This is a genomic window from Ditibartonella apis (assembly GCF_001952075.1).
GTDB classification, from domain to species: domain Bacteria; phylum Pseudomonadota; class Alphaproteobacteria; order Rhizobiales; family Rhizobiaceae; genus Bartonella; species Bartonella apis.
The window spans coordinates 604425-625351 of the sequence record NZ_LXYU01000001.1; the positions used below are offsets into that span (position 1 = coordinate 604425).

General features: G+C 45.2%; 16 protein-coding genes. 9 read left to right on the forward strand and 7 right to left on the reverse strand.

Translation table 11 applies throughout. The annotated features are described in order from the left end of the window. Positions 1 to 65: 65 nt before the first annotated feature. From PEB0122_RS02695 to ftsE, 3 genes are read right to left on the reverse strand one after another with little or no spacing between them, the layout of a single operon-like run. Entirely contained in the window at positions 66 to 737 is a 672-nt protein-coding gene (locus PEB0122_RS02695) for a YdcF family protein (RefSeq protein ID WP_075915425.1), read from the reverse strand. 2 nt (positions 738 to 739) lie between these two features. Then, positions 740 to 1714 (reverse strand): cell division protein FtsX, encoded by a 975-nt coding sequence (locus tag PEB0122_RS02700; protein WP_075915713.1) that lies wholly within the window; start codon positions 1712 to 1714, stop codon positions 740 to 742. Beyond that, entirely contained in the window at positions 1707 to 2366 is a 660-nt protein-coding gene (gene ftsE / locus PEB0122_RS02705) for a cell division ATP-binding protein FtsE (protein ID WP_075915426.1), read from the reverse strand. The genes PEB0122_RS02700 and ftsE overlap by 8 nt, the downstream gene beginning before the upstream one ends. A 245-nt stretch (positions 2367 to 2611) precedes the next feature. Here ftsE and hpt point away from each other — a divergent pair, with 245 nt between their 5' ends. Next, complete coding sequence (hpt, locus tag PEB0122_RS02715) at positions 2612 to 3148, forward strand: hypoxanthine phosphoribosyltransferase (protein ID WP_075869899.1); 537 nt, start codon at positions 2612 to 2614, stop codon at positions 3146 to 3148. A 460-nt stretch (positions 3149 to 3608) separates the two neighbouring features. On the opposite strand, the gene PEB0122_RS02720 is transcribed toward hpt, so the two are convergent. Then, positions 3609 to 4985 (reverse strand): sensor histidine kinase, encoded by a 1377-nt coding sequence (locus PEB0122_RS02720; protein ID WP_225867780.1) that lies wholly within the window; start codon positions 4983 to 4985, stop codon positions 3609 to 3611. A gap of 1030 nt (positions 4986 to 6015) precedes the next feature. Between PEB0122_RS02720 and PEB0122_RS02730 the strand changes: the two genes are divergently transcribed. Further along, on the forward strand, positions 6016 to 6960 hold the full coding sequence (locus tag PEB0122_RS02730; protein ID WP_075915428.1) for a bifunctional enoyl-CoA hydratase/phosphate acetyltransferase: 945 nt from the start codon (positions 6016 to 6018) through the stop codon (positions 6958 to 6960). Next, complete coding sequence (locus PEB0122_RS02735; protein WP_075869376.1) at positions 6953 to 8143, forward strand: acetate/propionate family kinase; 1191 nt, start codon at positions 6953 to 6955, stop codon at positions 8141 to 8143. Before PEB0122_RS02730 ends, PEB0122_RS02735 begins: the two co-directional genes overlap by 8 nt. Positions 8144 to 8706: 563 nt before the next feature. Here PEB0122_RS02735 and acs read toward each other — a convergent pair. Continuing rightward, on the reverse strand, positions 8707 to 10656 hold the full coding sequence (gene acs / locus PEB0122_RS02745; protein WP_075869897.1) for an acetate--CoA ligase: 1950 nt from the start codon (positions 10654 to 10656) through the stop codon (positions 8707 to 8709). A 312-nt stretch (positions 10657 to 10968) separates the two neighbouring features. Between acs and PEB0122_RS02750 the strand changes: the two genes are divergently transcribed. Then, a complete protein-coding gene (locus PEB0122_RS02750) occupies positions 10969 to 11949 on the forward strand; it encodes an SDR family oxidoreductase (protein WP_083650172.1) in 981 nt (326 codons plus the stop codon). On the opposite strand, the gene PEB0122_RS02755 is transcribed toward PEB0122_RS02750, so the two are convergent. Next, positions 11950 to 12630 (reverse strand): YggS family pyridoxal phosphate-dependent enzyme, encoded by a 681-nt coding sequence (locus PEB0122_RS02755; RefSeq protein ID WP_143238628.1) that lies wholly within the window; start codon positions 12628 to 12630, stop codon positions 11950 to 11952. 126 nt (positions 12631 to 12756) lie between these two features. On the opposite strand from PEB0122_RS02755, the gene leuS reads away from it, so the two are divergent. Together leuS and lptE are read left to right on the forward strand one after the other, a co-directional pair. After that, complete coding sequence (gene leuS / locus PEB0122_RS02760; protein ID WP_075915430.1) at positions 12757 to 15369, forward strand: leucine--tRNA ligase; 2613 nt, start codon at positions 12757 to 12759, stop codon at positions 15367 to 15369. Beyond that, entirely contained in the window at positions 15356 to 15931 is a 576-nt protein-coding gene (gene lptE, locus PEB0122_RS02765; protein ID WP_075869372.1) for an LPS assembly lipoprotein LptE, read from the forward strand. Before leuS ends, lptE begins: the two co-directional genes overlap by 14 nt. Positions 15932 to 16699: 768 nt before the next feature. Here lptE and fsa read toward each other — a convergent pair. Next, positions 16700 to 17353: a fructose-6-phosphate aldolase gene (gene fsa / locus PEB0122_RS02770; RefSeq protein ID WP_075869370.1), complete on the reverse strand. Its 654-nt coding sequence runs from the start codon at positions 17351 to 17353 to the stop codon at positions 16700 to 16702. Between the two features lie 109 nt (positions 17354 to 17462). On the opposite strand from fsa, the gene PEB0122_RS02775 reads away from it, so the two are divergent. The 3 genes from PEB0122_RS02775 (at position 17463) to PEB0122_RS02785 (ending at position 20890) form a co-directional block, all read left to right on the forward strand. Then, complete coding sequence (locus PEB0122_RS02775) at positions 17463 to 19655, forward strand: primosomal protein N' (RefSeq protein WP_083650173.1); 2193 nt, start codon at positions 17463 to 17465, stop codon at positions 19653 to 19655. Positions 19656 to 19748: 93 nt separating this feature from the next. Then, a complete protein-coding gene (locus PEB0122_RS02780; RefSeq protein WP_075913853.1) occupies positions 19749 to 20387 on the forward strand; it encodes a hypothetical protein in 639 nt (212 codons plus the stop codon). A 110-nt stretch (positions 20388 to 20497) separates the two neighbouring features. After that, positions 20498 to 20890: an AGROH133_08824 family phage infection protein gene (locus PEB0122_RS02785; RefSeq protein WP_075869367.1), complete on the forward strand. Its 393-nt coding sequence runs from the start codon at positions 20498 to 20500 to the stop codon at positions 20888 to 20890. The last annotated feature ends 37 nt before the right edge of the window (positions 20891 to 20927 follow it).

Below are 20927 nucleotides of genomic sequence, written 5' to 3' on the forward strand. Positions count from 1 at the left end.
ATTAAATCCTGAAGCTTCCTCAAGCCATCTGAAAGATATGCCTCAAAGAAAATTGTTTCGAGTTTTCAGAGATAGGCACGCAGTTCAGCGCCCATGAATTTGATATATTCGCTTGCAAGCAGTCGTAATTCGCCCAATTGCCTAAGCAGACTTTGTTCGCCTGCTCCTTCGCTGATCGGGTAGGCGATAAAGTTGATATCCGGCATCAACCGGTTCAGTTCACGCAAAGATCGTGGCATGTGATAGTCGTTAGTGACGACATAAACCTTTTGATAATGGTTTTTCTTGATCCAGTCTGTGGCTTCTTCTGCATTGCCGATTGTATTGATTGCTTCACGGCCAAGATCGACACAGCATTCAAAAAGTTGCGGATCACTATGGGTAACGCGGATCAAAGCCTGCTTATTGGTTGACGGATTGACACCGCTGATCAATAACCGTTTGCCCAATCCCTTGGCAAGCAGGCCAACACCTGCCTCTACCCGCCGTTCGCCACCGGTGAGCACAATAATTCCATCCGCTTCGACTAACGGATCGGGTGGAACAAGGCGATATACTTTTTCGCTGAAATAGAAAAAACCGGCACTGAACAGGATAATGCAAACGAGTATAAAGATACTGACCGGAGGAAGATGTTTGAAAAAACGCCTTTTCCAACGCAGCAATCTGATCTGGCGAAGCTTTTTTTGCTTCTGCTCGGGATCAGCCAATTGTGCATATAAGGTGTATTCACTCATCGTCAGAACAGATCACTTTCCCTGCGGTCGATGGATTTTAATTGGCTCAAAATTGTCAGGCGGCTCGTTATCATAGTTAAAAGTGCCACGAAACCGATCAATATGAAAATTTTGATATCACTTGCAAGGCCGAGACTGAAACGACCGAACAGTGCAGAAGCCTGATCGCTTCCCGCAGTGCCCGCGGTAAAACGCGTCCACAATGAAAATGCGAGGAAAACGACAATGCCTGCTACACCCCCCAGGAGAGCGCCTTTGAAACCGGTTTTGAAAAAATGAAAGTCGAACTGGCGGGCAATGAAACCTGATTCGGCGCCGATAAAGTGCAACACTTCGACAATGTGTTGATTGGCTGAAAGGGCACTGCGTGTTGCAAATATGATTGTGAGTGTCAAAGCGGAAATGACAAGTGCCAATATGACGAGACCGATAATAATTGTTGCATGTGCCATCGTGACAAGCCGGTTGATCGCGTTGCGGTGGTCATCAAAACTGCCACCGGGTACTTGTGTCGCAATGGCATCGCTGATCATACCGAAATCGGCGGTATTGGTATCATCAAGTGTCACGACAATAAGACGGGGAATGGGAAGTTCTTTCAATTCCAGTCCCGTCCCGATCCAGGGTTCGAGTAGCCGTTCAGTTTGAGTACGGTCGATGATTTTCGCCGACTTCACCCCTTGAAACCCTTTCACAAGTTCGACAGCATAATTCAATGTTTTTTCGATATCGAGACCGTCAGTCGGCCGGACTTGAATTGTTGCTTCGCGTGATATCTGGCTTTCCCAATTATGTGCGGAATAGGCAATGAGATCGACGCCGCCGATTGCAAGGGACGCAAGGAATGTCATGATCGCAATAACAACAACAAGTGCTTGCCCGGCAACGTCGGAAGCAGGTACTATCGAAGTTTGTGCAGGAGTATTTTTCTTTGGCCAGAACCTTGTCGGGTTTTGCGGTGATGAAAGCTCAGTCATAAAGTTCAAGCCTTCCATCATTTAATACCATGCGCCGCGCATCAACCTGTTCCATCAGATTGACGTCGTGGGTTGCAATAATCACAGCTGTGCCCGAACGGTTAAGCTCGATAAAAAGCCGCAACAATCTGCGCGCAAGAACGGGGTCGACATTACCTGTCGGTTCATCGGCAAGCAATATTTCCGGCTGGTCAATCAATGCGCGAGCTATCGCCACACGCTGTTTTTCACCGCCGGAAAGAACTGGCGGCAATATATCCATACGCTCACCCAACCCCACCCATTGAAGAAGCTCTTCGACCTCGGCCCGATAGGTTGCTTCCTCACGGCCTCTTACACGTAAAGGAAGTGAAACATTTTCATAGGTTGTCATATGGTCAAGCAGCCGGAAGTCCTGAAAAACAATGCCGATCCTCTGGCGTAATTTTGGCATATCCTGTCGTTTTAAAAGTGCGGTATCGTGACCGAATATGTTGATAAGACCGCGCGTCGGCTTTAATGCCAGAAACATCAAACGCAGCAGGGTGGTTTTGCCGGCCCCTGATGGCCCGGTCAAAAACTGGAATGATCCGTGGGGAATATAAAAGCTTATATCACGGAGGACTTCCGGCCCCATGCCATAACGCAAGCCTACATTTTCGAAACGAATCACTCTTAAATTACCTGTTCTTCCCGCACGAATGTTAATCCGGCATGGCCTTGTCGGCCGCCATTTCCTTTAAAGACAACTTTTCCGATCATATAAAGGCACCTTGGAAACCTTGACCGGATAACCTTATTTTTCCTATCCTTAACGAATATGGTTAAGTCGCGGTTAAAATTTATTGTCGTCAAAAGCTTTCTTAGCGCGAATGTCTGTGTTAGGCCGCAACCATAAATTTTTATATGGATCATAAAATGCCTGTTATTGATGGAAAGTCGATTGAAGTTCTTTTTTCTGAAGAGGATATTGCAAAACGCAACCGTGTCATAGCAAGCGAAATTGCAGCTAAGAGGCCGCAAAATCTGTTGGTGCTGCCGGTTTTAAAAGGCTCGTTTATTTTTGCCGCTGACCTTATAAGGGAGCTTCACCGCGTTGGTGTAAGCTCGTCAGTCGAATTTATCACAATTTCAAGCTATGGCGCCGGTCAGGAAAGTGGAGAAATCAAACTTCTTCATGATTTTGATAGCGATATTACAGGGCGTGATATTTTGTTGATTGACGATATTCTGGAATCAGGAAAAACACTCAAATTTGTGCGCGATCTTTTGAGAAATCGCGGGGCGGGGCGCATTTTCATTGCAGCCCTCCTTGATAAAGCAATGCGCCGCAAAGCCGATATCGAGGCTGATTTTGTAGGCTTTTCCTGTCCGGATCAGTTTGTTGTCGGTTATGGAATGGATGCCGGACACGCATTTCGGCAATTACCTTTTGTCGGTGTGATCGAAAAATGAATGGCGAAAAAATTTAATTCATAAAATAAGAGATAGCTTAAAAATCATTTCCGGATTGTTTAATTGATACAATTTCAAGTTATTATCTCATAATAATAAATAAAATATTTATGTTACATAATATTTTAAATTTTATATTATATTATCATAATTAAAAGAAATATTTTTAACAAATTTAATGTGAAATTAATCATTTTAATATTGTTGAGGTAGAAAATATCTTCGTGTGAAGCTATCGAATGGGGTTATGAACAGTGCGATGGTTTACTGCTTATTGTCTGTTGAAAGATCGTTTGGCGGGGAAAATCCATTGCGGGCAATTGACTGTAAAGATCAAATACAAAGACAGTCATTCTCAAATAATTTTCCCCGTTTCAATAAACGGCAACCCGATTGTGAAATGCCTATAAAATTCCAAAAACATCATGATTTAAAAATAGGCTGTACGAATATTTTTCTTTCATTGATCAGGAAAATTCTGAACGGTTTTGGGAGCAAAAAGCTCGAATGAAAAACCGTCCGGATCGTAATTCAAATCGGCATGACCGTTAAAGCGTGCAGGTAAGAGACGTTTAATCAACTTGCTACCAAAACTGAGTTTTGTGGGCTCGTGAACTATAGGGCCACCTTTTTCGCGCCACGAAAAATGGAATTCGTTTTTTTCGATTGTCCAATTGATTTCCACGACGCCAGTTTTTGTAGAAAGTGCACCATATTTAACTGCATTGGTGCTCAATTCGTGTAATGCCAAAGCCATGGAAAGAGCTGTTTGTGGCGATAGGGAAACCTGCGGGCCCGAAACGATAAATCTTTTTCCGGTTTTGTCATGGATATCAAGGCTGCTTTCGACAATCTGTTGGAGATCGGCACTGTTGGCTGCCCCTTGCGTTAAAATATCCTGCGCATGGGCAAGTGCATTAAGACGCACAGAAAAATTCTGTAGCGCTTTTGTCATCGACGTTTCTTCAGTCAGTGTCTGATTGGCTATACTTTGGACAATGGCCAGAATGTTTTTCACACGGTGGGCAAGCTCGCCGGAGAGAATGGCTTGTTTTTCCTGCGCCTCGCGTCTCTCCGTCACATCTTGCAAAACGCCTAAGATGCGGTGCTTCATTGAATTGCCGACATCTTTTGGAGCAGCTTCGGCCCAATAGCCGATCCAGCGTAATTGATCGGTATCTTTGCGCTTGACCTGGAATTCGAGATGCGTGATCAAACTTTCATCTTGCCTCGTTTGCAACATCTGTTTTGCAATGTCGCGCGGATTGTCAATGATAACCGAATAAAAGTCACTTAACGGAAGCTCGGGACTTTCCTTAAAACCTAACAATTTCAAAAATTGTGGTGTCGCTTCGATCATGCTGCGATCACGATCAATTTCAAAAGCTCCGATACCCGCTGCCTGTTGGGCAAGCCGCAGCCGCTCTTCGCTTAATCGTAATGATTCTGAATGGCGTTGTTCATCAGTCCGGTCACGAACAATTTTTAAAAATCCTTGTTGTTTGCCGTCATCACTATAAAGAGCCTGAAGGTCGCCCGATGCCCAGAATGTGCTTCCGTCTTTTCTTTGGTGAAAACGTTCAACAGCATCAATGCGATGAAGGCTGGCCATTTGTTGACGTGTTTCGGGAAGTTTATTCATCCGGTCTTCTTCGGTGAAGAGAATATCAAGAGGCTGCCCGATAGCCTCTTCGGGCTTCCAACCGAAAAGTTTTTCCGCCCCCGGACTCCAGCTCATGATGAGCCCGTTCATGTCTGCCGTCAATATTGCATAGTCCAAGGCATTATCGAGAATAAGCTGGTTACGCCAACCCTGTTTTTCAACACGCTTCATCATGGTTATCCAGACTCCATTTTAATAACCTATGAATACTGTCATGTACAAACAGGTGTTTAACGTCATCCCGCTGTTCCCGTTAAGTTTTATATCATACAGTCAAAGATTTGTTAACTCTCTAACCAAGAAGTTTATTGTAAAAAATGAATCAAAAATAGGAATTTTTACATTTTAAAAATTTATCATTCCTGTCAAAAAGCGGATTGTTGCCAATTCTAATTCCAATGAAGCATAGAAAAATTTAAAAACATTTTTCCATAAATAACATGATAATTGATATAATTTTTTAAATTAATATTATTATCAAAACAAAATGTTATTATAACGAATGTTATTACCAAAAATTTTTGTATATAAAATTTTGGTAAAACATATTGATACATACAGAATTTACTGACTTTTATAAGTATTATCAATTTTTATCAGTTTATAAAAACTCAATAAGAGTATTACATTGTAAAAAATTAATTTTTATTTTCAATAGAAAAGTATTCAAGAAACATTATTGGAATCGACATGAAAGGTTTGATCAGCTTTACATATTTATGTTCGGTGATTCGTTTGAAAGAAGAAAAATAGATTTTTTCGTGCCATTATTCATTTGGTCGTGGAGCTTTGTGGGGCCTGAAGGCATTTCCGGAAAAATAATAGCTATGTTATTAAACATATATTTTTTGGACCTATGAAGGCTTTTGAATAGTGATATTTTTTAATCACCGGTTCGGTTTTCATAACGCTTTTGCATTTCTCATTCGAATGTTAATGTTTAGCGAAAATCAACATAAAGATAGCTATCACCGAAGTAATAATCGGTGACTTTCAGTTTAAAATCTGCGCCAGAACAGGATATTTTTATGAGCGGTTTAGCGTTGATGAAATAATGCTATTTTATTTGACACAAAAATCTGGTCATGTTTCTCTCGGAATTAATTAATATAGCATGAAAAGAATTCGGGTTAATTTGGTTTGCTGATGAAACGGCTGTAAAATACCGGTTTTGAAAACCGGCTTTTAAAGTGAGGATATAATTATGGTGCCGAAAAAACATGGACGTTATGATTCCTATCTTGAACAGGCACGTAACCTTCCTCCGATCAAAACAGGTGTTGTTCACCCCTGTTCAAAAGAAGCCATGCTTGCCGCTATTGAAGCCTCGCAAGAAAAATTTCTGGAGCCGGTTTTGATAGGGCCTGAGCAAAAAATTCGCAATGCAGCCAAAGCCGCCGGTGTCAAAATCGATGGTCTGGAACTGGTGCCAACCGAGCATAGCCATGCTGCCGCCCAAAAAGCCGTAGAATTGGCAGCCAGCGGAAAAGTTCAGGCCCTTATGAAAGGTTCACTCCATACAGACGAATTGTTGAGTGCGGTGGTCAGTGCCCAATCAGGGTTGCGAACAGAACGGCGCATCAGTCATGTTTATGCGATGGATATACCGGCCTATTCCAAGCCGCTCCTTATCACCGATGCGGCAATCAATATCCGGCCCGATCTTGATGATAAACGCGACATTGTCCAGAATGCGGTCGATCTTATGCGCATTCTAGGGCTCGAAAAACCGCTTGTTGCGGTGCTTGCTGCGGTAGAAACCGTTAATTCGAAAATGCCGGCCACCCTTGATGCAGCAGCCTTGACCGTTATGTCGATGCGTGGGCAAATTACCGGTGCAGTCGTGGATGGGCCGTTGGCGTTCGATAATGCGATCAATTTGAAGGCGGCAGAAATAAAAGGCATTGTTTCACCGGTCGCCGGAAAAGCCGATATCCTTTTGGTGCCGGATCTCGAGGCTGGCAATATGCTTGCCAAACAATTGATGTATTTTGCCGACGCCGGTGCCGCTGGACTGGTTCTCGGGGCACGTGTTCCAATCATTCTTACCAGCCGATCGGACAAAGTGGAAGTGCGCCTTGCTTCTGCGGCACTTGCAAAAATAATGGTCGAGCGACGTTTCAAACTGGAGCACGCACACCATGAATAACCGGATTGTAACATTCAATTCCGGTTCTTCGTCGTTAAAGATCGGACTTTATGAAAATAATGGTGGCCGTGCAGAACGTCTTGGTAAAGGGTCGATTGATCTCAGGCGTAATTGTTTTTCATTCCGTATTGAAAAGACCGGCGACCAGATAGCGGCAGCACCGCTGCCGGAAAACGCCGATGACAAAGAAATGCTCAAGCAGGTGTTCGGCTGGCTTACTCAAAGAATGGAAATTGGAGATATCAAAGCTGTTGGTCACAGGATCGTTCATGGCGCCGATATCTTCAGGAGTGCTTGCGTCGTCAATGATAAAACATTGGATTATATGGAATCACTTATTCCGCTTGCTCCGCTGCATCAGCCTGCCAATCTCAGATTGATTTATCTTGTTAAAAAACTTTATCCTTCGCTCATGCAGACGGCATCTTTCGATACGGCTTTTCATCAAGGCCAAAGCGACAGGGTAAGACGCTTCGCTATCCCGCGGATTTTACATAATCGTGGTATCAAAAAATATGGCTTTCACGGCCTTTCTTATCAGTATATTGCCGAACAGCTCCCGAAATTGCCAAAAGATGTCAGAACGCAAAACGTTGTTGTTGCCCATCTTGGAAGTGGTGCCAGTCTCTGTGCATTGAAAAATCATCAAAGTGCAGAAACGACAATGAGTTTTACGACGCTTGATGGCGTGCCAATGGCAACGCGTTGCGGGGCGCTTGATGCGGGAGTGCTCATACATCTATTGCGTAACAATCGCCATAGTGTCAGCGATATGGAATATATGCTTTACCACTCCAGCGGCCTGCTTGGCATGTCCGGCATCAGCGCCGATTGCAGAGATCTGGTAAGTTCCGAGTTGAAGCAGGCAAAACAGGCGCTTGATGTTTTCAACTTGCGTATCGCTCAGGAAATTGCACGTTTGGCTGTCACGTTGCAAGGGCTCGACACCATCATTTTTACTGCCGGAATCGGTGAACACCAACCAGAGGTTCGTGAGGCTGTATTGGAGCAGTTGCGGTGGATGGGCATCGAAATCGATTATAAAGCCAATAATGCCAATCAATCACGGTTGACAACATTCAACAGTCCGATTGCAGCATTTATTATTCCGACAGATGAAGAACAACGCATCGCCGATGATGCTGCCCGTCTGATTGACGAAAGCGAAAAAACGCTGAATTGATTTTTTCATGTCGGCTTGAAGGTGTAACCAAAATAAAATGTGGTCAGCTTTTTCCGGAGGAAAACCGTTTCATCCTGTTAGCGTCCGCTTTTACGCTGGAATATTTTTAAAAAATAAAAAGCGAAAAGCCTGACCAATAGTGTGAGAGATTGAAAATCCCTGTTTCGTAACAAAGTGTGGCTACGTGCCTGTTTGTTCATCACGTAGTCGGTTAATCCGCTGAACGGTTTTGATAAAATCGCCGGATTATCCGAAGGAGTCTCAGGACTTTATTTTTTAAATCCGTCAGCGCAATTTAATGGTGATTTTTATTGTCAGCTGTGTTCCCGTCATTTGTAAAAAATAGATGAACCGCCAAATTCCGGATCAAGCGGTTGAAAAGCTATTTTCAAAAACCGTTATTGCCTTTGTTCGTCCTTTCAAGAATCATTGTCGGCACCGATGGGCATGGGCTATCCTTTATCCAAACGGCACTGAATATGCTTGCGCGTTTGAAGTTAATGGAAGCAGATCAATGGAAGTTCGTGCTATCACCGGATAGTTCCGGTGATAGCGTTTTTTACTCAATGTTTGTTCAAACGGTTGGCAATAAGGTCTTCGACCACCTGTGGTTCGGCAAGTGTTGAAATGTCGCCTAAATTTTCGAATTCATCTTCGGCAATTTTTCTGAGAATTCGCCGCATGATTTTGCCTGAACGCGTTTTTGGCAAACTTGGCGAAAACTGGATTTTATCCGGTGTGGCAATCGGTCCGATCTCGTTTCTCACATGTTTGATAAGATGTTGGCGTAATTCTTCGCTTGGTTCAACACCTTCCATGAGTGTCACATAACAATAGATTCCTTGCCCTTTGATCGGATGCGGATAACCGACAACCGCCGCTTCCGAAACGTTATGATCGGAAACAAGGGCCGATTCAACTTCCGCTGTCCCAAGGCGATGTCCTGAAACATTCAAGACATCATCGACGCGGCCGGTAATCCAGTAATACCCGTCATGGTCACGCCGGCAGCCATCACCGGTAAAATATTTGCCTTTATAGGTAGAAAAGTAGGTTTCGACAAAACGGTTATGGTCCCCATAAATCGTCCGCATTTGTCCAGGCCAGGAGTCGATAATGCATAAATTACCGTCGTTTTCACCTTCAAGCACTTCTCCTTCAGTGCCTACAAGTTCGGGTTTGATACCAAAAAAGGGAAGTGTTGCCGAACCGGGTTTCAAATCGGTTGCACCGGGTAAAGGCGTAATCATATGGCCACCGGTTTCGGTTTGCCACCACGTATCCACTATGGGGCAGCGGTCATCACCGACTTTATGATAAAACCAGTTCCATGCTTCCGGGTTGATCGGCTCGCCAACCGATCCGAGGATGCGCAGCGACGTCCGTTTTGACCGTTCGACATATTCGTCACCCGCTCCCATTAACGCACGGATAGCTGTCGGTGCGGTATAAAGAATATTGACCTTATGTTTGTCGACAACTTCCCAAAAGCGCGCCTGATCGGGGAAGTTCGGGACACCTTCGAACATAAGAGTTGTGGCACCGTTGCATAAAGGTCCGTAAACGAGATAGGAATGCCCGGTCACCCAGCCGACATCGGCTGTGCACCAATAAACGTCGCCGACATGATAATCGAACACATATTCATGTGTCATGGAAGCATAAACGAGATAGCCACCTGTTGTATGTAGGACACCTTTCGGCTTTCCGGTCGAACCCGATGTATAAAGGATAAAAAGCGGGTCTTCCGCTTTCATGCGCGCTGGCGGGCACTCGGTTTTCGCATTGGCCATTTCCTCATGATACCAGAAATCACGGCCCGGAGCCCAACCGATTTTGCCGCCAGTTCTGCGCACCACCATCACCTGATTGACCAGCACATATTGACGTGCGGCTATGTCAATTGCATGGTCAACATTTTCTTTCAGCGGAATAGGCTTGCCGCCACGTACGCCTTGGTCGGCCGTAATGATAAAGGTTGATTCACAGTCAACAATACGTCCGGCAAGTGCTTCCGGCGAAAATCCGGCAAACACAACCGAATGTACTGCACCGATACGCGCGCAGGCAAGCATCGCATAGGCCGCTTCAAGGATCATCGGCAAATAGATTGTTACGCGATCGCCTTTTTTAACGCCCCTTTTTTTTAAAATATTGGCAAACCGGCAGACGTTTTCGTAAAGTTCTTTATAGGTGACTTTTTTATCAATATAGGGGTTGTCACCTTCCCAGATCATGGCGACCTGATCGCCACGACTTTTCAAATGTCTGTCGATGCAATTATAACTGACATTGGTAATACCGTCTTCATACCATTTTATTGATACTCTTCCGCGAAAACTGGTATTTTTCACTTTTGTAAAAGGTTTGAACCAATCAATACGACGGCCATGTTTCGACCAGAATGCATCGGGATCTTTTATGCTTTCATCATACCATTGAAGATATGTTTCACGATCAATCAGGGCATTTTTCTTGATATTATTAGATACGGAATAGACATTGTCCGACATTTTCTCCTCCTTTTCATGTTGCAATTCTCCTCGCGCAACATGTTGTTTATAAAACTTTCATCGGGAATGAATGTTTTATACTTACAGTAAATGTTATCTTCGTTTTTATTGAAAGTTTTTAATTGATGTTTTTAAAAAACTTATTGTGAAGATTTTGAGAGAGGAAAATAGAAGAATTATAAATTATCAATTTTTGTCTGTTTTTTACTGAAAAAAATCCTTCAAGGCATCGATTTTCTGAAGCCGGGCAGTAGTTAAAATAATGAAGCAATAGAACTTCTAATTGTGCTCGGTAATTGAAAGGAAAAAATTATGTTGGATGAAAAATTGATACTTTCGCGTGAAGAGGCGCTTGAAAGTGGAACGGGTGGTGAAGGCAAGCGAATAGCGACGAAATCTGCGTCAAAGGCTTCGCTCGAAAACCCGCTTGATGCTTATCCCCGCCCACCTTATTCGACAGAAAAACAACAAGCTCCGGGACTTGCATCAAAGTTGACGCCAAAGGCCGATCACGGAGAAAAAAGTTACAAAGGCTCTGGTAAACTTCTAGGCCGGAAAGCCTTGATTACCGGCGGTGACAGCGGCATCGGAAGAGCCGTGGCAATAGCATTTGCTCGCGAAGGTGCCGATGTTGCTATCAATTATCTGAAGGAAGAGGAGTCAGACGCACAAGAAGTCATTAAGCTTATAGAAGAGGCTGGCCGTAAGGGATTTGCAATTCCCGGTGATTTGACCGATCGGCATTTTTGCGAAAAATTGGTTGAGGAAGCAGTCCAAAAACTGGGCGGGCTTGATATTCTGGTCAATAATGCCGGCCGTCAACAGGCGGTGGAAGCCCTTGCCGATCTCACAGACGAATCTTTTGACAAAACGATGAAAACCAACATTTATGCACCTTTCCGCGTAACCAAAGCCGCGCTGCCTCATATTCCTGCTGGCGGTTCCATCATTATTACGTCTTCGGTACAGGCATTTGATCCGTCTGCAACCTTGTTCGACTATTCACAAACCAAGGCTGCCAATGTTGCTTTTGCCAAATCGCTGGCAAAACAGCTCGCTCCGAAAGGTATTCGCGTCAATGCCGTTGCCCCCGGTCCATTCTGGACACCGCTACAACCGGCAGGTGGACAGCTTATGAAAGCCATGCCGCAATTTGGTTCAGAAACACCTATGAAGCGTGCAGGCCAGCCGGTTGAAATTGCGCCCCTTTATGTTTTGCTTGCATCCGAGGAAGCAAGCTATTGTTCGGGCCAGGTCTTCGGCGCTGCCGGTGGCAGTGGCATGGATAGCTGATTATTGGTGAACAATCGGCGGACGATGACCGAATATTGCCGAACCGACGCGCACACTTGTGGCACCAAAGGCAACGGCCGTTTCATAGTCCGCCGACATTCCCATTGATAATTTTTTCACTCCCGCTTCGTTCGCCAATTTTGCAAGAAGGGCAAAATAGGGACCGGGATTTTCACCAACCGGTGGAATACACATCAATCCGATAACATCAAGATGATGGTCGTTCTTGCAGTGTTTGACAAACTCGACTGCCTCGTTCGGCGCGATACCGGCTTTTTGCGGCTCTTCTCCAATATTGACCTGCACATAACAAGGAAGCCTGCGGTTTTGTTTTGACATTTCTTCTTGAAGAAATTTTGCAATTTTTTCTCTGTCAACTGTTTCGATCACGTCAAAAAGTTGCACTGCTTCTTCCGTTTTATTCGATTGTAACGGCCCGATAAGATGAAGTTTGAGATCAGGAAATTCTTCGCGCAATTGCGGCCATTTGCTTTTGGCTTCCTGAACACGGTTTTCGCCGAAAACACGTTGTCCTGCTTCAAGAAGCGGGTGGATTTCTTCAATTCCGAAAGTTTTTGACACTGCAATGAGCTGAACATCCTCTGGTGCGCGCCTGGAATCAATGCACGCTTTGGCGATGTTCTCTTTGACTTTTTGCCATTGGGCAATAACCGTTTCCATAGTCATTTTCCCTTCTTCATCGATTTAAAATGAATAAAAGCGCATAGAAATGGTTGACGCTTTCCTTAATCCGTGGTGAAGCACGTATTGAGTTTTTTGACTACATTTTGCAAGAGTATAATTGTAATGGCAACCGAACGCTACAATCCACGCGCGACAGAACAGAAATGGCAATCAATCTGGGTTGAAAAAGAAGTTTTCAAAACCGACAATGACGACCCGCGCGAGAAGTATTATGTGTTGGAAATGTTTCCCTATCCATCGGGACGCATTCATATGGGGCATGTACGCAATTATGCAATGGGGGATGTGGTTGCCCGTTATAAACGCGCCCGCGGATTTAATGTTTTGCATCCGATGGGGTGGGATGCTTTCGGCATGCCGGCGGAAAATGCCGCTATGCAACATAAAGTTCACCCGAAAGACTGGACCTATCAGAATATTGCTTCCATGAAAAAGCAGCTGAAGTCCATGGGGCTTTCTCTCGACTGGTCGCGCGAATTCGCAACCTGCGATGTCGAATATTATCATCGCCAGCAGATGCTTTTTCTCGATATGTATGAAAAAGGCCTTGTTGACCGCAAAACGTCCAAGGTCAACTGGGATCCGGTCGATCATACAGTGCTTGCAAACGAGCAGGTCATTGACGGGCGCGGTTGGCGTTCGGGTGCATCGGTCGAACAGCGCGAACTTACGCAATGGTTTTTCAAAATCACCAAATTCAGTCAGGAACTTCTGGATGGTTTGAATGGTCTTGATGAATGGCCGGAAAAAGTTCGCGTTATGCAACGCAACTGGATCGGCAAGTCCGAAGGAGCGCTGCTGCGCTGGAAAATTGCCGGCGACACACAGGTTGACGGATTTAACGAGATCGAGTGTTTTTCAACCCGTCCCGATACAATATTCGGTGCGTCGTTTATTGCTATTGCCGCCGATCATCCGATTGCCCGCAGACTTGCCGAAAAAAATGCGAAACTCAAAGATTTTATCGACGAGTGTCACCGCAAAGGAACTTCGACAGCGGAGATAGAAACCGCCGAGAAAAAAGGCTTTGATACCGGCTTGAAAGTCGTCCATCCCTTTGATGATAAATGGGAAATACCTGTTTATGTGGCTAACTTTGTATTGATGGAATATGGTACAGGTGCAGTTTTCGGTTGTCCTGCCCATGATCAGCGCGATCTTGATTTTGCCAATAAATATGAATTGCCTGTGCGTCCGGTTGTTTTGCCTGAAGGTGCGGATCCTGATAGTCTTGTTGTAACGGAAGAAGCCCATACCGAAGACGGTATTATGATCAATTCTAGCTTTCTCGACGGATTAAAGCCGAAGGCTGCCTTCGAGGAAGTGCTCAAACGTTTGTCAGGACAGATGTTGAATGGTCGCCCACAAGCCGAGCACAAAGTTCAATTCCGTTTGCGTGACTGGGGTATTTCGCGGCAACGTTATTGGGGATGCCCAATTCCGATTATCCATTGTGATGATTGCGGGGATGTGCCGGTTCCACGTACCGATTTGCCGGTAAAATTGCCTGAGGATGTCACATTTGATAAACCGGGTAATCCGCTTGATCGCCATCCGACATGGAAATTCGTTAAATGTCCACGTTGTGGCAAACCCGCACGGCGGGAAACCGATACGATGGATACATTTGTTGATTCCTCGTGGTATTATGCCCGCTTTACCGCTCCGTGGGAAAATGAGCCGACGAACAAGGAAGCGATAAAGAAGTGGTTGCCGGTCGATCAATATATCGGTGGTATTGAACACGCCATTCTCCACCTGTTGTATTCGCGCTTTTTTATGCGGGCGATGAAGATGACCGGACACGTCAATATTGACGAGCCGTTCAAGGGGCTCTTTACACAAGGCATGGTTGTTCACGAAACCTATCACAACAAGGACGGGTGGGTAGCGCCTGCCGATATCCGGATAGAAGAGAAAGACGGCGTACGTCGTGCAACACTTTTATCCGATGGTAGTCCGGTTGAAATCGGTTCGATCGAAAAAATGTCGAAGTCGAAGAAAAATGTCGTCGACCCGGACGATATTATTTCCTCCTATGGTGCTGATACTGCACGGCTTTTCATGCTTTCCGATTCACCGCCCGAACGCGATGTTATCTGGACCGAAGCAGGTGCGGAAGGTGCCCACCGTTTTGTGCAACGTGTCTGGCGGTTGATTTCGTCAAGCGCCGAAATATTGGCAAATGTCAAACCGCAAGCCGGAACAAAAGGGGCAGCACTTGATATTTCCAAAGCGGCTCACCGCACACTTGCGAAAGTGGCAGATGATATTGAAAAGCTTGCTTTCAATCGTGCAGTGGCACGCCTTTATGAACTCGTCAACAAGCTCGCTCCCGAGTTGCAAAATCTGGAACAGGCCGATGACGAAATGAAGGCTGCTTTGAGACAAGCACTGGATTTCTTCATCATCATGATTTCGCCAATGACACCACATCTGGCGGAAGAATGTCATGCAGCTTTGGGAGAGAAAAATCTGGTTGCCCAAATGCCGTGGCCACACTACGATCCTGCTTTAATTGTGGATAACGAGATAACTATCCCGATCCAGATTAACGGGAAAAAGCGTGGTGATTTGACAATTGCACGCAATGCGGATCAATCTACCATCGAAAAGGCTGTTCTTGCGCTCGATTTTGTGCAATCAAATCTGGCAGGCAAGAAGCCGAAGAAAATTATCGTAGTTCCACAGAGGATCGTCAATGTTGTTGCCTGACCATATTCTGAATAGCATCAGACCCATAACAACTGCTGTACTATTGGGGACAACGCTCGCCATATCGGCCTGCACTGTTCAGCCTCTCTATCACGGGGACTCGAACGGGGCGGCGCAAATGAATGTTTCACCGTCCATCCGCTCCAAATTGTCAGGTGTTGTGATTGACGCGCCGACCGACCGGTTTAACCAATTGGTTCGTAACCGGTTGATTTTCTTGTTGAATGGTGGTGCAGGAGAGCCTTCTGCTCCAACCTATCAGCTCTCGCTCGGCACAAGTTTCAGTATTCGTACTGCAGTCCAGATGGATATTGGCGATACGACCGATCGTACGGGGCGTGCATCTGCCGGTGCTGTCGATGGTCGTTCGACTTATGTCTTGAAAGATATGAAAAATAATCCTCTCGCACGGCGGACACGGACTGTCAGTGCTTCGTTCGATCGGCCTCGTCAGGAATATGCAAACTTGCAAGCAGAAGAGGATGCCAAGAAACGTGCAGCGGAAGAGCTCGCCGAGCAAATCTTCTTGTCTTTGGCTCAGGATATGTCGAAGTTGAAATGATTCGTTATTCCGGCAGATGAAAAACACTGCCGGAATTTTTTTAAAAAATTTTACAACCAGGTTTTTTTAAACCTTACTGTCGCGTGAAGTTACACTGTTTTTATGCGGCAGTGAGAAATAAAGCTATTTTATCCCATTCAGTCCGGTAGCTTCCGGTCTCTTTCCGATCCTTGCGCTTTACCTCTAAATCTTTCCGTTAAAAGCCGTTGAGAAAATTCGCAAACATGGTTTTGCTTGCTCCTGCAATTCAAGAATTGGCTGCATCAATTGTGCGAACGTGGCGTCTCTGTCAAAACGCCGTTGTTTATTGCAAACAATATCCGTTGCTAAAAAGAGTGATCAAACAAAGCGGTATAAAGTCAATGATATTCGTTCTGGAATTGGCTATGTGACACGGAATGATTTTCGGCACATCTGTATTTATTATTTTGTGCGCGGCATAACGAAATTTATCGGATAACCAACCTGAATCTGTAAGTTGTTTCAAATATGCGGTTACAGCTCGGTTCGAGTGGATGTCTGTTTTTAGAAAGTAAATTAACAACGAACGTTATTTTAATTGAAAAAAGCAATTCGTTGAACGTGAGGTCAACTAATAAATTATGACGCTTAGTAAAATATGAATTTTAGAGTTATGAAAAATATTTCATAAATAATTCAATTATGAAAACGTAAAAACAAAAGTGGTAAAAGAATTTATTTTCTATTTACCACTCTCATTGATAGCCAATTGAATTCAACTGTTATCTGTTTTTATTGCAATAATATTCATCCGATAGTCTGGCCGGTTTTTTCCCAGTCTTTCATGAAAATTTCAAGACCTTTGTCCGTAAGCGGGTGTTTTATCAGCAATTTCATGATTGAAGGCGGGATTGTTGCGACATCGGCGCCGATAAGGGCAGCTTCCTTGACATGATTGACTGTACGGATAGAGGCAGCGAGAATTTGTGTCTTGAAGTCATAATTGTCAAAAATTGTCCGGATTTCACCAATGAGATCCATGCCATTCAATCCGATATCATCAAGCCGTCCGATGAAGGGGGAAACGAATGTTGCACCGGCTTTTGCCGCAAGCAATGCCTGATTGGCGGAAAAACACAAGGTCATATTGGTTTTCAAGCCCTTGGCGGAAAGAGCTTTACAAGCTTTCAATCCGTCAAATGTCAGGGGAAGTTTGATGCAAATATTGTTGGCAATTTTTGCCAATATTTGCGCCTGTTTCATCATTCCGTCAAAATCGGCAGCGGTAACTTCCGCAGATACTGGGCCGTCAACGAGCGCACAAATTTCTTTCGTTACCTCGATAATATCACGTCCGGATTTCAAAATAAGTGATGGGTTGGTTGTTACACCGTCGACAAGCCCCAGATTGTTAAGTTCCGAAATTTCCTCAATAATGGCAGTATCAACAAAAAATTTCATGGGTTAGCTCCTGAGCTTTCTTATGCAGCCTGATATTTGGCGATTTGCTGTGATTTTCTTGTTATGATCCATTGTTTTATGCAAAAGCAAGTCCAACATGACGCTAGCGATGACAAAAACCGAATCAAAGACACCAAAAACCGTTTCAGTGTTGGTACCGATGCCGGCAGAAACAGCCTATAGTTATTCGGTGCCGGATAATATGGAAGTCCAAGTCGGTTCAATCGTGCGTGTGCCTTTGGGACCCAGACAAGTTGCCGGTCTTGTTACCAACGAGGCCAACAGCAATGACAAAGTGTCGGTTAAAAAATTGCGGCCGATTTCCGAATTGTTCAATTGTCCGCCACTGCCGGCTGACATGATGCGTTTTATCCATTTCGTTTCCGACTATACTCTGTCGCCTCCCGGAATGGTGGCACGCATGGCTTTGCGCGTTCCTGCGGCATTCGATCCGGAACCGGCCATTTCAGGATTGCGCTATTGTGGTGGTAAAGTCGAAAAAATGACGGCTGCACGCAAACGCGTTCTTGAACTCGCACAAAATGGTCTGGCCTGGACAAAATCAGGGCTTGCCCACGCGGCGGGAACGTCGACAAGTGTTGTAGAAGGGTTAAAAAACTCCGGTGTATTCGAAGAGATAGAAATGCCGCCACCTCCTGTTGTGGCGCTCCCCGATCCGGACTATTCAAGTCCGATACTCGAGAAAGCACAAAAGCTTGCCGCCGATACACTGATAGAAGCTGTTGACGGAGATCGTTTTAAAGTTTTGTTGCTTGATGGCGTTACCGGTTCGGGCAAGACGGAAGTCTATTTTGAAGCTGTCGCGCAAGCCCTTAAAAAAGGTAAACAAGTCCTCATTCTCTTACCCGAAATAGCGTTGACGCAGCAGTTTCTGGATAGATTTGAAAGCCGCTTTGGTGCGCCGCCTGCCGAATGGCATTCCGATCTTACGCCTAAACAGCGCGAACATGTCTGGCGACAGGTCATTGAAAAGCGCGTGCAGGTTGTTGCAGGAGCGCGGTCTGCCCTGTTTCTTCCCTTTGAAAATCTGGGACTGATTATTGTCGATGAAGAACATGATACTGCCTATAAACAGGAGGACCGTGTTTTTTATAATGCGCGTGATATGGCCGTGGCACGTGGCTCGTTTGGCGGTTTTCCGGTTGTTCTATCTTCTGCAACCCCTTCTGTAGAAAGCAAAGTCAATGCTCTTCAGGGGCGCTATCAAGCAGTTCATCTGCCTTCCCGTTTCAGAAAAGCGGCTATGCCGGATTTGCGTGCTATCGACATGCGTAAAAACGCTCCCCCCTCGGGTAGATTTTTGTCACCACCACTTGAACTTGCCATGCGTCAGGTACTTGATCGCAATGAACAGGCGCTGATATTCCTTAATCGCCGCGGTTACGCCCCTTTGACTTTATGCCGCGTTTGCGGACACCGTTTCCAATGTCCGAACTGTTCAAGCTGGCTAGTGGAACACCGTTTTCGCGGCCAGCTTATGTGTCACCATTGCGGCTATCATGAACCGATACCTGAAGCTTGTCCCGAATGCGGGACACTTGATCATCTGGTTGCCTGTGGTCCGGGGGTTGAAAGAATTGCCGAGGAAACATTGAAGCTATTTCCCGAGGCACGCATTCTGGTTTTGTCAACCGATCTGGTTGGCGGCGTCAAAAGATTAAGGCTCGAGCTTGAAGCAATTTCAAAAGGCGAGGTGGATATCGTTATCGGAACACAACTCGTTGCCAAAGGCCACCATTTTCCGGGTATTTCACTCGTCGGCGTTGTTGATGCGGATTTGGGACTTTCAAATGGCGACCCGCGCGCGGCCGAACGTACATTCCAGTTGTTGTCCCAGGTTACCGGTCGCGCTGGTCGTACAGGGCTGAAAAGCCAAGGATTGATACAAACTTATCAGCCCGATCACCCCGTTATGCAAGCCATTATTTCGGGGGATAGCGAAGCTTTTTATAAAAGAGAAATTGACGAGCGGGCACGCCATAATCTTCCGCCTTTTGGACGTCTTGCAGCCCTTATTGTTTCATCGGAAAGCCGCAGTGACGCTGAAGCCCATGCACGTGCATTGCGTCAGGCTGCGCCATCAGCCGGTGAAATATCTGTTCTGGGACCGGCTGAAGCGCCCTTGGCATTGGTTCGTGGAAGATACCGTTTCAGACTGCTTTTGCAGGGAAGTCGCCGCGCCGATATGCAATCTTTTATTCGTGCGATGCTTGCCCGCGGTCCAAAAATTCGTGGTACAATACGGGTGCAGGTTGACATTGATCCGCAAAGTTTCATTTAATGCTCTTGCTTTTGACTTGAAGTAACGAAATGGTATCGGTTGGAAAAATTTTAAGCTGATGCGTTGGCAAATCGTATCCAGAGGATCGTAACGATGCGTTTTTTATTGGTGTTATCGGCGTTATTGTTTTCGATAAGTCCGGTTTTTTCTCAATCCGTTTCCGAAGTTATCGGCCACGATAGCCAGAACAATAAAAAAAGTGCCGATGTTACAGTTTTTGTCTTTGCCTATAGTATGCTCAAAGAATCGGACAAAGTGTTTATGCCGATGATTGAGGAACCGGCTAACAGCATGATGAAAGTCTGTAAAAAACCGACAACCAAAGCCAAACAATGGGTCTATATGAATATTGTCCAGCAATATGATCATATTTTGAAAGAGGTTTATCAGCTCGAAAAGGGATTGAGTATCAACGGAAAAGCTGAACCGGGCCCGGCTGCGAGTCGCATGACAACAACTTTGAGCCAACGCCGTGATATGATGGAAACGGCCCGTGCACTTGATCTTTCTGCCGAAGTGGTGGAGGTGCGCATGGAAGCCAATGACGCGTTGATGGATAAGGCATTGATCGAAACCGGAGATACTGTCGCTTCTTCGGCGTTTGATACTTTCAAGGAAACCAATACTGCAAAAATAAAATCCGTGCCTCAGGATATCGAGAAAATGTTGCAAGACAACTGCCTGAAAGATCCGGGGGGAGAAGAAAATTTTATAACCTCTCCTGCGCAATAATATCCATTCCTATTTTCTTTTGCAGGAAAGCATGCATATAGAATTATCATATATGCTTTTTTTAAACGTGTGCGAAATTCGGCCTTTAGAGGATCTGATGGTGTGTAATCATGATTGAACTTTACTTTCCCCAAAGTTGCGGAGAATGGCTTGCATGGCTCGTGGCATGGGGGTTCGTGTTTATCGGCATATTCTATTTTTTCTGGCCGAAAGTCGCTATGCGTATGTTCTGGACCTATCCTCAACAAGAATCAGCATCATTGCTTGCAGCCGTACGGGGAAATATGGGGGGTGTTCCGCTCGGAATAGGAATCGGTTATTTATTGTTTGCACAACCTTTTTTAGCCGTCGCGCTATTTTTGGCAGCATTTTTCGCTCTCGTCGGGCGGCTTGCCTCATTTATAATTGACAAAAGCTTTTCTGGCTTTAATGTCATTGCGCTATCAATCGAAATAGTGTTTTCAATAGCTAGTTTTGTTTATGCTTTCGGTTTTGTAGCTTAAATATTAAAAAAATAAGGCGTAGTTTTAAAAAGCAGCC

What these genes read in the sequence shown, in the direction of transcription:
- PEB0122_RS02695 (WP_075915425.1), bottom strand. Translation starts at nt 737, where the DNA reads ATGAGTGAATACACCTTATATGCACAATTGGCTGATCCCGAGCAGAAG.
- PEB0122_RS02700 (WP_075915713.1), bottom strand. Translation starts at nt 1,714, where the DNA reads ATGACTGAGCTTTCATCACCGCAAAACCCGACAAGGTTCTGGCCAAAG.
- hpt (WP_075869899.1), top strand. Translation starts at nt 2,612, where the DNA reads ATGCCTGTTATTGATGGAAAGTCGATTGAAGTTCTTTTTTCTGAAGAG.
- PEB0122_RS02720 (WP_225867780.1), bottom strand. Translation starts at nt 4,985, where the DNA reads ATGATGAAGCGTGTTGAAAAACAGGGTTGGCGTAACCAGCTTATTCTC.
- PEB0122_RS02730 (WP_075915428.1), top strand. Translation starts at nt 6,016, where the DNA reads ATGGTGCCGAAAAAACATGGACGTTATGATTCCTATCTTGAACAGGCA.
- PEB0122_RS02735 (WP_075869376.1), top strand. Translation starts at nt 6,953, where the DNA reads ATGAATAACCGGATTGTAACATTCAATTCCGGTTCTTCGTCGTTAAAG.
- acs (WP_075869897.1), bottom strand. Translation starts at nt 10,656, where the DNA reads ATGTCGGACAATGTCTATTCCGTATCTAATAATATCAAGAAAAATGCC.
- PEB0122_RS02750 (WP_083650172.1), top strand. Translation starts at nt 10,969, where the DNA reads ATGTTGGATGAAAAATTGATACTTTCGCGTGAAGAGGCGCTTGAAAGT.
- PEB0122_RS02755 (WP_143238628.1), bottom strand. Translation starts at nt 12,630, where the DNA reads ATGGAAACGGTTATTGCCCAATGGCAAAAAGTCAAAGAGAACATCGCC.
- leuS (WP_075915430.1), top strand. Translation starts at nt 12,757, where the DNA reads ATGGCAACCGAACGCTACAATCCACGCGCGACAGAACAGAAATGGCAA.
- lptE (WP_075869372.1), top strand. Translation starts at nt 15,356, where the DNA reads ATGTTGTTGCCTGACCATATTCTGAATAGCATCAGACCCATAACAACT.
- fsa (WP_075869370.1), bottom strand. Translation starts at nt 17,353, where the DNA reads ATGAAATTTTTTGTTGATACTGCCATTATTGAGGAAATTTCGGAACTT.
- PEB0122_RS02775 (WP_083650173.1), top strand. Translation starts at nt 17,463, where the DNA reads ATGACAAAAACCGAATCAAAGACACCAAAAACCGTTTCAGTGTTGGTA.
- PEB0122_RS02780 (WP_075913853.1), top strand. Translation starts at nt 19,749, where the DNA reads ATGCGTTTTTTATTGGTGTTATCGGCGTTATTGTTTTCGATAAGTCCG.
- PEB0122_RS02785 (WP_075869367.1), top strand. Translation starts at nt 20,498, where the DNA reads ATGATTGAACTTTACTTTCCCCAAAGTTGCGGAGAATGGCTTGCATGG.